Origin of the sequence: Streptomyces sp. NPDC005496 (assembly GCF_042872045.1) — a bacterium.
GTDB lineage: Bacteria > Actinomycetota > Actinomycetes > Streptomycetales > Streptomycetaceae > Streptomyces.
This window is the reverse complement of sequence record NZ_JBIAJQ010000015.1, coordinates 84,551-98,028: the sequence shown is the minus strand read 5'-3', so window position 1 is coordinate 98,028 and position 13,478 is coordinate 84,551. Positions and strand designations below refer to the sequence as shown.

Genomic DNA, 13,478 nt, shown 5'->3' with positions numbered 1-13,478 from the left:
GATAGCGGCCCTTCATACGAAGCGGCCAAAAGATCACCCCGGCCGATCGCCCCGCGCCCGCCTCAGACCTGAAGGTCCCATGCCCCCCACGCTCGCCTCCCTCGTCCACCACTCCGCGCTCAAGCTGACCGTGCGGGCGGGCGGGGGACGCCTGGACGTGCCCGTCCGCTGGGCGCACGTCAGCGAGCTCGCGGACCCCGTGCCGTACATGGAGGGCGGGGAGCTGCTCCTCATCACCGCGCTCACCCTGGACGCGGAGGATCCCGACGCCATGCGCCGGTACGTCAAGCGGCTGGCCGCCGCGGGTGTCGTCGGCCTCGGGTTCGCCGTCGGCGTCAACTACGACGACATCCCCGACGCCCTCGTCGACGCCGCCGAACAGGAAGGGCTCCCCCTGCTGGAGGTGCCCCGGCGCACCCCCTTCCTCGCCATCAGCAAGGCCGTCTCCGCCGCCATCGCCGCCGACCAGTACCGGGCCGTCACCGCCGGGTTCGCCGCCCAACGCGAGCTGACCAAGCAGGCACTGAACGACGGCCCCGAGAAGCTGCTCGCCGCGCTCGCCGGGCAGGTCGACGGCTGGGCCGCCCTGTACGACGCGTCCGGCGCCGTCGTCGCCACCGCGCCCGAGTGGGCCGGGCGCCGCGCCGCGCGGATCACCGCCGACGTCGAGCGGCTGCGGGAGCGGCCCGCGCCCGCCAGCTCCGTGGTCGGCGGCCCCGACGGCGAGGACCGCATCGAGCTGCACTCCCTCGGCACCGGGCGGCGGCCCCGCGCCGCGCTCGCCGTCGGGACGGCCGCCGCCCTCGGCACCGCCGAGCGGTACGCCGTGCACTCGGCGATCGCCCTGCTGACGCTCACCACCGAGCGGTCGACCTCACTGCACGCCGCCGAGCAGCGGATCGGGGCGGCCGTGCTGCGGATGCTGCTCGCCGGGGAGTCCGACCACGCGCGCGCCGTCGCCGGGGGCCTGTACGGGGAGCTCCTCGACGCGCCCTTCCGGCTGATCCTCGCCGAGTCCGCGTCCGCGTCGGCCGCGCGGGCGCATGCCGACGGGCACGCGCGCGTCGCCCCCAAGCCCGCCGTCGCCTCCGTCGCGGTGGCCGACGCGCACGGTGATCCGCTGGGCGGGCTCGCCGAGGTCGTCGAGTCCGCCGCCGCCCGGTCCGGCGAGTCCGTGCTGGTCGTCCCGGACGGGGAGCGGCTCGTCGTGCTCGCCGCGGACGGGGGCGCGGCGGTGGCGGCCTGCCAGGCGCATGCGGAGGCGCTGGACGCGGCGCGGGCCGCGGGGCGCGCGGCAGGGCGGGAGCAGGCCGCGGCGGACGAGGGCGAACTGGTCGTGGGGTTGTCGGCGCCGGCCGGGCCCATCGCGGCGGGGGCGGCCTACAAGCAGGCCGAGCAGGCGCTGTCGGTGGCCCGGCGGAGGGGGCGGGCGCTCGTCGAGCACGAGGAGGTGGCCGCGGGGTCCGTGGTGCCGTTGCTCGCGGACGACGCGGTGCGGGCGTTCGCGGACGGGTTGCTGCGGGCGCTGCGCGAGCATGACGCGACGGGGCGGGGGGATCTGGTGGCCTCCCTGCGGGCGTGGCTGTCCCGGCACGGGCAGTGGGACGCGGCGGCGGCGGATCTCGGGGTGCACCGGCATACGTTGCGGTACCGGATGCGGAGGGTCGAGGAGATCCTCGGACGCTCGCTGGATGATCCGGACGTCCGGATGGAACTGTGGCTGGCGCTGAAGGCCACGGGGGTGGGGGAGTAGGTCGGTCGGGTGGGTCGGTGCGGTGACCGTCGGGCGCCTTCGGGCCGGTGGGTGGGTCGGGGCCGTGCCGGTACATCCGGCCGTCGGTAGTTGGTGTGGGCGTCCGTCACCAGCGTTCCTCGGTCGGGTACGTCCCCGTCTCGACGGCCATTTGATGTACCGGCACGGCCCCTTCGGTCGTAGGGCGACTGCGGGCCGTGGGGGCTGAGCTGCGGGGGCGCGGGTCCGGTGGCTCCGGTGCGGGGCCGGTGGGCGACGCCCACCGGCGGCACGGCCCCTTCGGTCGGATGGCGGCTGCGGGTCGTGGGGGCTGAGCTGCGGGGGGCTGGGGCCTGGTGGCTCCGGTGCGGGGCCGGTGGGCGACGCCCACCTGCGGCACGGCCCCTTCGGTCGGATGGCGGCTGCGGGTCGTGGGGGCTGAGCCGCGGGGGCGCGGGTCCGGTGGCTCCGGTGCGGGGCCGGTGGGCGACGCCCACCTGGCTGCGGTCGGGCGTGCGGCGGGGGCGGCGCCCACTCACCCGGCTGGTGCCGGTGGACCGCCCACCCACCCGGCTGGCGCCGGCGGGCCGCCCACTCCAGCTGCGGACAGGCGTGCGGCGAGGGGTGGCGCCCACCCACCCGGCTGGCGCCGGCGGGCCGCCCGCTCCAGCTGCGGACAGGCGTGCGGCGGGGGCCGCCCGCCGCAGCTGCGGGCAATCGTGCCGCTGGGGCGGCACGGGTGGGCGCCAGGCGGCTCCCCGTTGGCGCCGGGTTCGCCGTCCTGCCTCGACCTTGGCTGCGGCACCGGGTGCCGGTGTAGGTGAGGGGAAGTGGGACCACTCACGGGTTCCGGCCTCAGTCGCAGCCCAGGGGGCTGATGTAGCCGGGGGGAGGGAAGGCACCGGGGGCCCGGGGGCCGCGACGGGGTGGGTTGGCCGTTGCGGAGTGGGGTGGGAGGGGAGTGCTACGGGGTGGACAAGCGCCAGGGCGTCCGGCGGGCCCTACCGTGGGGGCCGTAAGACACGGACACACCAACCTCGGAAGGGCCGGGACTCGACAATGACTTCCACCCACGCCTTCTGGCTCGCCGGCCGCCAGGCCACCGGCGAGACCACCTTCGACGTCACGTCGCCCTGGGACGGGCAGCTGGTCGGGAAGGTCAGCGTGCCGACCGAGGCCCAGGTCGAGGAGGCCGTCGCCGCCGCCCACGCCGTACGCGACGAGTTCGCGGCGACCCCCGCGCACGTCCGCGCCGCCGCCCTCGACCACGTCAGCAAGCGGCTCGCCGAACGCACCGAGGAGATCGCGCGCCTCATCTCCGCCGAGAACGGCAAGCCCATCAAGTGGGCCCGCGGCGAGGTCGGCCGCGCGGTGTCCGTGTTCCGGTTCGCCGCCGAGGAGGCCCGGCGGTTCAACGGCGGCGAGGCCCAGCGCCTCGACACCGACGCCGGCGGCCAGGGCCGCCTCGCGCTGACCCGGCGCTTCCCGAAGGGCGTCGTCCTCGGCATCGCGCCGTTCAACTTCCCGCTGAACCTGTGCGCCCACAAGGTCGCCCCGGCGATCGCGGCCGGCGCCCCGATCATCCTGAAGCCCGCGCCCGCGACCCCGCTGTCCGGCCTGATCATCGGCGACCTGCTCGCCGAGACCGAGCTGCCCGCCGGCTCGTGGAGCATCCTGCCGGTCTCCAACGACCGCATGCCCGCGCTGGTGCAGGACGAGCGGCTGCCCGTCATCTCGTTCACCGGCTCCGAGAAGGTCGGTTACGCGATCATGGACTCGGTGCCGCGCAAGCACTGCACGCTGGAGCTCGGCGGCAACGGCGCGGCCGTCGTCCTCGCCGACTTCGCGAGCGACGAGGACCTGGACTGGGCGGCGACCCGTATCGCCACCTTCTCCAACTACCAGGGCGGCCAGTCCTGCATCTCGGTGCAGCGGGTCATCGCCGACGCCTCGGTGTACGAGCGGCTGCTGCCGCGTATCGTCGCCGCCGTCGAGGCCCAGGTCACCGGCGACCCCTCGGACGACCGGACCGACGTCGGCCCGCTGGTCAGCGAGGACGCCGCCCGCCGCGTCGAGTCCTGGGTCGACGAGGCCGTCGCCTCCGGCGCCACGCTCCTCACCGGCGGCAAGCGCGAAGGCGCCTCCTACGCGCCGACCGTCCTCGCCGACGTCCCGGCGGACGCCACCCTGTCCTGCGAGGAGGTCTTCGGACCGGTCCTCACCGTGCAGCGGGTGACCGGCGAGGCCGAGGCCTTCGCCGCCGTCAACGACTCCAAGTACGGCCTCCAGGCAGGTGTGTTCACCCACGACCTGCAGACCGCCTTCCGTGCCCACCGGGCGCTTGAGGTCGGCGGCGTCGTGGTCGGCGACGTGCCCTCCTACCGCGCCGACCAGATGCCGTACGGCGGTGTGAAGCAGTCCGGCGTCGGCCGCGAGGGCGTGCGGTTCGCGATGGAGGACTACACCTACGAGCGCGTACTGGTCCTGACGGGCCTCGCCCTGTAAGGACGCGCGAAACCGGCGGCCGGAACCCACTGTGCGGGGGTTCCGGCCGCCGTCGTACGACGGCGGCCCCATTCTTCAGTCGGTGGGCCTGGACACCGAGACCTCGCGGCGCGGGCGCCGTCGGTTGACCGGACGACGGCCGACAACCGGTGGCCCTTGTGGTGACTATGCCAAGGGCATGGCCTAATCTTCGCTCACTGGCCACACACGCCCCCCGGTTCCCACACATGGCAGGGCGTCCAGGCATCCTCATTCGTTCCGGGGGGTTCGAACCAGCAGTGCGTATACGCACCCTCACAACCGCCACCACATTGGCGGTCCTCTTCAGCTCGGTGGTTCTGACCGCCACGCCGGCGGACGCGGACACCACCGCGAGCCTGCCGGTGGAGCGGACCGCCGACATCGTGGTCGACGGCGTCCACCAGCGTGTTTTCGTCAGCGACCCGAGCAACGGCAAGATCGTCGTCACCGACTACACCGGGAACGTGGTCCGTCAACTGACGGATCTGCCAGGTGTCGTGGGTCTGGAACTGTCCGCCGACTCCGGCACGCTCTACGCGGCCGTGCGGGACGCCGACGTGATCGCCGCGTTCGACACCGCGGCCGTCGTCGAGACCGCCCGCTACCCAGTGGGCGACAACCCGCTGAGCGTCGCCCTGGCGGGCGGCAGACTGTGGTTCGGCTACGGCGGGCCCGGCGAGGGCAACATCGGCTCGGTCGACTTGTCCGGCCAGCAGCCCGTGGTCACGCTCGCGCAGGAGGGCCGCGTCTGGTACCTCGCGCCGATGCTGGACGCCGCACCCGGCTCCAGCACCGTGGTCGCGGCCGCGATCGGCGGGAGTCCGGTGTCGCTGGCCTCCTACGACGTCTCCTCGGGCACGCCCACCCGCACCGTCTTCACCAACGGCACCGGCGGCAACCTCGGGGACCTCCAGGTCACCCCGGACGGCCGACACGTCGTCGTGGCCAGCGGCGCGCCCTACCACCACCAGGTGCTGCGGACGTCCGACCTCACCGAGGACGGCTCCTACACCAGCGACTCCAGCCCGAACGCGATCGCCATCGCACCCGACGGCGCCGTCGCAGCAGGCGTCAGCGGGCCCTACGAGCCCGACGTCTACATCTACGAGCCCGGCGCCACCAAATCCATCCGCGAGTACGACTTCCCGGACACCGACCCCACCGTCACCGGCAAAGACGAACTCGCCGCCGCGGGCCTGGCCTGGGCACCGGACGGCTCACGGCTGTTCGCGATCACATCCAACTTCTCCGGCACCTACTCCCTGCGGGTCCTGGAGGCGCCCACCACGCCGGCCACCTCCATCACCGTGGACGCCCCGGCCACCGCGACCCGTGCCAAGCAGCTCACCGTCAAGGGCAAGGTCTCCTCGAGGGTGGCGCTGCCCGTCGGCATCAAGCTGACGGCGAACCGCACCGACCTGGAGTCGCCGAGCGGCAAGGCGCTGGCCACGGTGACCGTCAAGGCGGACGGCACCTACTCCTTCGTGGACACCCCGCCCGCCGGTGGCAAGGTCACGTACACGCTGACGTACGCCGGCGACGCCGGGCACGCCTCCGGCACCGGCTCGGACACCGTCGAGGTGTCGCGCACCTCGACGACTCTGACGCTGAACAACAACGGCAAGGTCTACTCCTACGGTGCCGACGTCGGCTTCACCGCGCACCTCGGCACGACATACAAGAACCGCAAGGTGGAGATCTGGGCCGACCCTTACGGCTCGGACAAGCCGAACGCGCTGGTGAAGTCCGGCACGGTCAACTCCAGTGGGAACCTGTCCGTCGTCCTGGACCTGAAGCGGGACACCAAGGTCACGGCGAAGTTCGCGGGTGACGCCCGCTCCGCGCCGAAGACGGTGACCAGCACGGTAGGAGCAAAGGTCAAGGTGTCGACGTCGGTGAGCGGCCACTACAAGACGGCGTACACGTCGGGCCACACCTACTACTACTTCAAGAAGACCAAGAACCCGCTGTTCACCAACACGATGACGGCCTACCCGGGCCGCAAGCAGCGCCAGCAGTTCGAGGTCTACTACAACGGCAGCTGGTACGGCAGTGGTTCGAAGTACTTCACGCTGGACTCCGCGGGCGTCTCCAAGGTGGAGCTGACCGGCGAGCACCAGACGGGCCAGCGGATGCGCGTCCGCTCCTCGTACATCAACGACTCGTCGGGCGACACCGTGAACTCGACGACGTACGGCGCGTGGAAGTACTTCACCTTCACGAGCTGAGGCGGGCCCCGCGCAGGCCCCCCGCCCTCAGCCGCCGAAACCGACTCGCGCGAGCCGTAGAGGGCCGCGCAGGGTGACGTGGACGTCGTGCACGCCGGTGGCGTGGAAGGCGGCGTCCACGGTGGTGTAGTCGTACGGGCCCTTCGTCGGGCGCAGTGTGAGAGACGCGAGGGCCGGGCCGTCGTCCAGGGAGATCTCCACTACTCCCTCGCCCGCCACCTCCGCGGTGACGCCGGTGACGCCGGTCCCGAAGTCGCAGGCCCGGTAGACCAGTTCGCCCGGGCCGTCGTCGAGCGGCGTCACGGCGTCCCCCGCCGTCCTGGTGGCGTCGACGATCCGGGTGCCGCGGTGTTCGTCGAAGTCCGCTGCCTCCAGGCCGCGTTCGCGGACCGGGCGCGGTCCGGCAGGCTCACCGTCGAGGCCGACCCTCGCGCGGAGCCGGACGTCCTCGCTGGACGCGCCCGCCAGGATCTCGTACGTGCCCGGCTCCAGGCGCCATCGGCCGTGCGCCACGTCCCAGAACTCGAAGACGGGCAGCGGCAGTTCGAAGGAGAGGCCGGCCGAGGCGCCGGGGTCCAGGCGGACGCGGCGGTGTCCGGCCAGCTCGCGGCGGGGGCGGGGCACGGACGGGGCGACGGCGCGGACGTAGAGCTGGGCGACCTCGTCGGCCGTCACCGCGCCGGTGTTGGTGACGGTGAAGGAGACGCGCACCGCGTCCGGCCCGGACGTCACCCGCAGGTCCGTGTACGCGAACGACGCGTACGACAGGCCGTGCCCGAACGGAAACAGCGGGGTGCCCTCGAAGTACAGGTAGGTCTGGCGGCCGCCGATCACGTCGTAGTCGAGGAGGTCCGGCAGGTCGTCGTCGCGGGCGTACCAGGTCTGCGGGAGGCGGCCGGCGGGTGAGACGTCACCGGTAAGGATCCCCGCCAGCGCGGCGCCCGCCGCCTGGCCGCCGTGCGCGGTCCACAGGACGGCGGGAAGGTCCGCGGGGTCCACCGCGTACGGGTAGGCGGAGACCAGGGCGAGGACGGTGGCGGGGTTCGCGGCCCGGGCCGCCCGCAGCAGCCGCTCCTGGTGCGCCGGCAGGCGCAGCGTCGTACGGTCCTCGGTCTCGCGGCCGTTGATGTGCGGGTCGTTGCCGGCGACCACGACGACCACGTCGGTGGCGGCCGCGGCGCGGGCCACCGCGTCCTCGCCACGCTCGACCACCTCAACCTCGAAGACCTCCGCGTCCTGTGCGGCAACCTTCACGCCGTCGGCGGCGACACAGACGTGTCCGCCCGTCCCCAGGTGCTTGAGGAGGTGACCCCGTTTATGGGCCGCGGAGGGTTCCAGGCGGAACGTCTCCTGGACGACCCAGCCGCCGGGCTGGTCCGCGGAGGCGCGCAGGAAGCCGTCCTCGGCGACCGAGAGGTAGCGGCCGTCGGGCGCGCGCAGGGTCAGCACGCCGTCGCCCCAGTCGGCGAGGGCGAGTTCGGTGCCGTGGGCGTCCGCGGAGAGCGGGGACAGGTCGGTGCGGCCCGCGACGAGCGCCGGGTCCAGCGCGCCCTCGGCACCGGGCACGTCGTCCGCCGCGTCCGGCGCGGCGGGCACGACGAGGTAGGTCCCGGACGACGTCCGCAGCCGTACCCGGTCCACGCCCTCGGCGAAGACGACCCGGTCGGCGCCGAGACGCTCGTACAGGCCCTCCAGCGGTGTCGAACGGTGCAGGAGGGTGCCGCTGTACCAGTCGAGCTTGCACTCGTCGGCGAGCAGGCCGACGACGGCGACGCGGGTGTCGTGGGCGAGCGGCAGGAGTCCGTCGTTCTTCAGCAGGACCACGGCCTGCTCGGCCGCCTCCCGGGCGAGGGCGCGGTGGGCCGGGGTGTCGAAGTCGTCCGTGCCCGCGAACGGATCGGAACCCGGGTCGAACTCGCCCAGCCGGAAGCGGACCGAGAGCTGCCTGCGGACCGCCGCGTCGATGTCGGCCCCGCTCAACAGGCCCCGGGCTACGGCCCCCTGAAGGCGGGCGACGGTCTTCGAGCTGTCCGTGCCGTGGTCGGTGAAGCTGTCCACCCCGGCGCGTACCGCGGCCGCGACCGCCTCCTCGTGGGTGTCGAAGTAGTGCTCGGAGTCGACCAGGTTGGAGGGCGCCCCGGCGTCCGAGCAGACCAGCAGCTCCTGGTCCGTCCAGGCGCGCAACTGCTCGCGCAGGTCCGGCGAGACGTGGTTGGGGCGCCCGTTGACGAGGTTGTACGCGGGCATCACGCCGGCCACCGCGCCCGCCTCCACCGTCTCGCGGAAGGCGCGCAGGTCGTACTCGTGCAGCACGCGTGGGCGCACGGACGAGGACGAGGTGTCCCGGTCGGTCTCGTTGTTGTGGGCCAGCCAGTGCTTGAGCACGGGGGCCGTACGCCAGTACACGGGATGGTCGCCGCGCAGGCCCCGGGTGTACGCCGTGGCGATGGCGGACGTGAGCCTCGGGTCCTCGGAGTAGCCCTCCTCGTTGCGCCCCCACAGCGGGTGGCGCAGCAGATTCACCGTTGGCGACCAGACGTTGAGGCCGACGCGGTCGTCGCGGGCGCGCATGGCACGGGCCTCCCGCGAGACGGCCTCGCCCACCCGGCGGACGAGGTCCTCGTTCCAGGTCGCGCCGAGCCCCACGGCCTGCGGGAACACGGTCGCCGGGCCCATCCACGCCACCCCGTGCAGAGCCTCCTGTCCGGTGCGGAAGGCGGCGACGCCGAGGCGTTCCACCGGGGGCGTGAACTGGTGCAGGAACGCGATGCGTTCGTCGGGCGTGAGCCGTGCCAGCAAGTCGTCGATGCGCTTCGCGAACGGCAGCCGCGTATCCCGGAAGGGCGGCGCGGAAGGCGTGGGTGCGGTCACGTGGGGGTCCCTTTGCGATGGAGCGACGGGGCGCTTTCGAAGCGCTTCGATGCTCAGGGCGACGAGACCGGGTGTCAAGACATGTGGACGCGAAACACCGTACATCTATTGGCATTTCAAGCACCGTGGATGCCCCGCGCCGGTCCGGCGAGGCGCCCAGGAATGTTGGGATCGGCTCTTGTGCGCCCCTGGGTGTTCACTTAACCTCGCAGCAACATCGAAGCGCTTCGACAAGCGGCGAGAGCCCGTCCTGGGGCGCGTAGTCCGCCAGGGACCGCTTCAGCTCAGCCAGTTCCACTCGAGACACCGCAGCCGACGGCTCCCCGCCGGGTGTCCTGCTGTGCGCCACGAAGGGTTGACGCAATGACGCCGAACTCCGCCACCTCCGGCACCAGCCGGAGAAGCTTCCTCGCCTCCACGGCGGTGGCCGCAACCGCCGTGACGGGCGGGATGCCGCTGCTCGCCGCCTGCGGCGGGTCCGACGGCGGCTCCAAGGAGGGGACGACCTCGGGCAAGGACGCGCGGAGGATCCTCCCCGCCTTCGTGGCGCAGAACGTGGTGACGCCGGACATCCCCTCGAAGAACGGCTCCGCGGCCGGCTTCACCGGCGAGCTCTCCCTGGCCGGACTGAAGACCTCGGTACCGCGCAAGCTGGGCAAGGGCGGCACCGTCCGGGTCATGTCGCCCTTCTGGGGGACGCCGCCGAAGGGGAGCAACGCCTACTACGCGGCGATGAACGAGCGGATCGGCGCCGACGTCGTCTGGCAGAACCAGGACGGCAACACGTACGACGAGAAGCTCGGCGCCGTCCTCGCCTCCAGCGACCTGCCGGACGTCGTGGTGATCCCCAGCTGGAACATGGGCGGCAAGATCCCCAGCGCCATCATCAGCAAGTTCGCCGACCTCGGGCCCTATCTCTCCGGCGACCGGGTCAAGGAGTACCCGAACCTCGCCGCCATCCCGAGCGACGCCTGGAAGTACTCCATCTTCGGGGGCAAGCTGCGCGGTCTGCCGCAGCCCGCGCCCACCGTCACCGGCATCGTGCCCTTCTACCGCAAGGACGTCTTCGACAAGGAGGGGTACGAACTCCCCACCTCCGCGGCGGAGTTCCTCGCCCTGGCCAAGGACATCACCCGGGCCAGGGCGAAGGTGTGGGCCTGCGACGACATGAAGTGGACCGCCTTCAACGTCTTCGGCGTGCTGTCCGGCAGCGAGAAGCCCCTCGGCTGGAACCTCGTCGACGGCAAGCTGGTCTACCGGGTGGAGACCGACGAGTACCTGGAAGCGCTGGAGTGGACGCGCAAGCTGTACGCGGCCGGTGTCGTCCACCCGGAGGCCAGGGCGGCCAACCAGGGCAACGCGGGCCAGCGTTTCACCGCCGGCGAGGTCCTGATGTACAACCAGAACATCTCGGACTGGTGGGGCAAGACGGCCGAACAGGCGGGCCACAACAAGGACTTCCGCATCGCGGGCATGGACATCTTCGGCCACGACGGGGGTGACCCCCGGCTCTGGGCCGGGTCGCCCGCCGGCATCTTCGCCTTCGTCAACAAGAAGGCGTCCAAGGCCGTGATCCACGACGTGCTGGCCGCCGCGAACGTCTCCGCCGCCCCGTACGGCACCAAGGAGTACATGCTCACGAACTACGGGGTGGAGGGCACGCACTACACCGTCCGGGACGGTATGCCCGTCAAGAACGACAAGGGCAACCAGGAGGTCCTGAACGCGTACGTGATGCTGGCGAGTCCCGCCCCGACCATCGCGCACCCCGACTTCCCCGACATCGCGGAGGAACAGGTGCGGTGGCAGCAGCGGATGGGCGCCTTCACAGGGAAGTCCTCCTTCTACGGCCTGCAGATCACCGAGCCGGCCCGCTACACCAACCTCTCGAACGACTTCGAGCAGTTGGAGGACGACATCGTCCGCGGCCGCAGGAAGACCGGTGACATGCAGCAGGCCGTGTCGGACTGGAAGAGCCAGGGCGGCGACAAGCTGCGGGACTGGTACCGCAAGCTGCTGGACGACACCGGCTCCGCACAGGGGTGACGAGGTGGCACACAGCACCGCACCGGGCCCCGCCCGTACGGCCGCGTCGTCGGAGACGGACACCGACGAGCCGTCCGCCGGCCGCGCGAGGGCCGCCACGACCGGCCGGGCCCCCGGGGCCGCCCGCGTCCCGAGGTACGGCTCCCTCCGCACCCGTCTGCGGCGGGACCGCACCCTGATCCTGATGACGCTGCCGGCCATCCTGCTCGTCCTGGTCTTCAACTACGTACCGATCCTCGGCAACGTCGTCGCCTTCCAGGAGTACGACCCGTACGTCGGCGACAACGGCTTCGTCGCCGTCTTCCACAGCCCGTGGGTGGGCTTCGAGCAGTTCACCCGGATCTTCGAGGACTCCGCGTTCTGGGACGCCGTGCGGAACACCCTCGTCCTGTTCGTGCTCCAGCTCGTGCTGTTCTTCCCCGTCCCCATCGCGCTCGCGCTGCTCGTCAACAGCGTGATCAGGCCCCGGGTGCGGGCGGTGTCGCAGGCGATCCTCTACCTGCCGCACTTCTTCTCCTGGGTGCTGGTCATCACCGTGTTCCAGCAGATCTTCGGCGGGGCCGGCATCATCGCTCAGACCCTGCGCCGGCACGGGTACGAGGGCTTCGACCTGATGACGGACCCGGGGATCTTCAAGTTCCTGGTGACGGCGGAGGGCGTGTGGAAGGACGCCGGCTGGGGCGTCATCGTCTTCCTCGCCGCGCTGGCCTCGGTGAGCCCGGACCTGTACGAGGCCTCGGCGATGGACGGCGCCGGGCGCCTGCGCCGCCTGTGGCACGTCACGCTGCCCGCCCTGCGCCCGGTGATCGCCCTGCTGCTGGTGCTGCGGGTCGGTGACGCGCTCACGGTCGGCTTCGAGCAGATCCTGCTGCAACGGGACGCGGTGGGCCCCGGCGCCTCCGAGGTCCTCGACACCTACGTGTGGTGGAACGGCGTCCGCAACCAGGACTTCAGCTACGCGGCCGCGGCCGGTCTGATCAAGGGCGTGGTCAGCCTCGGGCTGGTCCTCGCCGCGAACAAGGTGGCCCATCTCATGGGCGAGCAGGGGGTGTACAAGAAGTGAGCGCCGTGACCGGGCCCCGACCGAAGGCCCCCGGCCGCTGGGCCGCGCCGTCGAGGCCCGTCTGGGAGGAGCCGCCCGGCCGGGCCGGACTCGCGGGCAAGGCCATCGTGCTGGCCGGCGCCTGCCTGGCCGTCCTGTTCCCGCTGTGGATCGTCGTCGTCACCAGCCTGTCCTCGAAGGAGACCGTCACCGAGGCGGGCGGTCTGGTGGTGGTCCCCAAGGGCGTCACCTTCATCGCGTACCAGGAACTGCTGAGCGGCGGCCAGGTCACCCGGGCCACCCTCGTCAGCCTGGGTGTCACGCTCGTCGGCACGCTGTTCTCCATGACGGTGTCCGTCCTCGCCGCGTACGGGCTCTCCCGGATCGGGTCGGTCGGGCACCGCTGGTTCCTCATGACCCTGCTCGCCACGATGTTCTTCGGCGCCGGACTCATCCCCACGTACCTGCTCGTGCAGTCGCTGGGCCTGACGGACACCTACCTCGCGCTGATCCTGCCGAGCGCGGTCAGCGTCTTCAACATCCTCGTGCTGCGCGGCTTCTTCATGGGCATCTCGCAGGAACTCGTCGACAGCGCGCGGATCGACGGCGCGGGGGACTGGCGGATCCTGTGGGGGATCGTGGTGCCGCTGTCCCGCGCGGTCATCGCGGTGATCACGCTCTTCTACGCCGTCGGCTACTGGAGCGCCTGGTTCAACGCCTCGATCTACCTGAGCGACCAGGACATGATGCCGCTGCAGAACGTCATGATCCAGCTCGTCCAGAAGCAGGAGCCGCCGGTCGGGATGGGGCAGGCCATCAAGACGGGCGAACTGTCCGCGCTGGCCGTCCAGATGGCGGTCATGGTGCTGGCGCTGCTCCCGGTCGCCGTGCTCTCGCCCTTCGTCCAACGGCACTTCAAGAAGGGCATGCTCACCGGCGCCGTGAAGGGCTGACGCGCGCCCGCCCCGTCCCGCTCCCTGGTGCGCGGCCGTGCGCCCGGACCACCGCCGGGCACCCCGCGCCCCGACGGACC

Annotated in this window: 7 protein-coding genes; 6 read left to right on the top strand and 1 reads right to left on the bottom strand. The window is 72.2% G+C overall.

All coding sequences use genetic code 11. The features are described 5' to 3' along the window. Positions 1-79: 79 nt before the first annotated feature. From ACFYQQ_RS35730 to ACFYQQ_RS35720, 3 genes are all read left to right on the top strand, one after another. Positions 80-1,753: a PucR family transcriptional regulator gene (locus tag ACFYQQ_RS35730; protein ID WP_388906705.1), complete on the top strand. Its 1,674-nt coding sequence runs from the start codon at positions 80-82 to the stop codon at positions 1,751-1,753. Positions 1,754-2,791: 1,038 nt separating this feature from the next. Continuing rightward, positions 2,792-4,237 carry an aldehyde dehydrogenase family protein gene (locus ACFYQQ_RS35725; protein WP_355794873.1) on the top strand — a complete coding sequence of 482 codons (1,446 nt, stop codon included), beginning with the start codon at positions 2,792-2,794 and terminating at the stop codon, positions 4,235-4,237. A 278-nt stretch (positions 4,238-4,515) separates the two neighbouring features. Continuing rightward, the gene (locus tag ACFYQQ_RS35720; RefSeq protein WP_355793036.1) at positions 4,516-6,486 is read left to right on the top strand and encodes an Ig-like domain repeat protein; all 1,971 of its coding nucleotides are present in this window, start codon (positions 4,516-4,518) and stop codon (positions 6,484-6,486) included. 27 nt (positions 6,487-6,513) lie between these two features. On the opposite strand, the gene ACFYQQ_RS35715 is transcribed toward ACFYQQ_RS35720, so the two are convergent. Beyond that, on the bottom strand, positions 6,514-9,357 hold the full coding sequence (locus tag ACFYQQ_RS35715; protein ID WP_388906701.1) for a glycoside hydrolase family 3 C-terminal domain-containing protein: 2,844 nt from the start codon (positions 9,355-9,357) through the stop codon (positions 6,514-6,516). Between the two features lie 363 nt (positions 9,358-9,720). Here ACFYQQ_RS35715 and ACFYQQ_RS35710 point away from each other — a divergent pair, with 363 nt between their 5' ends. Genes ACFYQQ_RS35710 through ACFYQQ_RS35700 form a run of 3 tightly spaced genes read left to right on the top strand, consistent with a single transcriptional unit; the run spans position 9,721 to position 13,398 of the window. Then, the gene (locus ACFYQQ_RS35710) at positions 9,721-11,403 is read left to right on the top strand and encodes an extracellular solute-binding protein (RefSeq protein WP_355784947.1); all 1,683 of its coding nucleotides are present in this window, start codon (positions 9,721-9,723) and stop codon (positions 11,401-11,403) included. A gap of 4 nt (positions 11,404-11,407) precedes the next feature. Continuing rightward, complete coding sequence (locus ACFYQQ_RS35705) at positions 11,408-12,466, top strand: ABC transporter permease subunit (RefSeq protein WP_355784950.1); 1,059 nt, start codon at positions 11,408-11,410, stop codon at positions 12,464-12,466. Continuing rightward, complete coding sequence (locus ACFYQQ_RS35700; RefSeq protein WP_355784953.1) at positions 12,463-13,398, top strand: carbohydrate ABC transporter permease; 936 nt, start codon at positions 12,463-12,465, stop codon at positions 13,396-13,398. The genes ACFYQQ_RS35705 and ACFYQQ_RS35700 overlap by 4 nt, the downstream gene beginning before the upstream one ends. Positions 13,399-13,478: the final 80 nt, after the last annotated feature.

Bases quoted from the DNA above. Each gene is read 5' to 3' on its own strand.
- ACFYQQ_RS35730 (WP_388906705.1), top strand. From the start codon at position 80: ATGCCCCCCACGCTCGCCTCCCTCGTCCACCACTCCGCGCTCAAGCTG.
- ACFYQQ_RS35725 (WP_355794873.1), top strand. From the start codon at position 2,792: ATGACTTCCACCCACGCCTTCTGGCTCGCCGGCCGCCAGGCCACCGGC.
- ACFYQQ_RS35710 (WP_355784947.1), top strand. From the start codon at position 9,721: ATGACGCCGAACTCCGCCACCTCCGGCACCAGCCGGAGAAGCTTCCTC.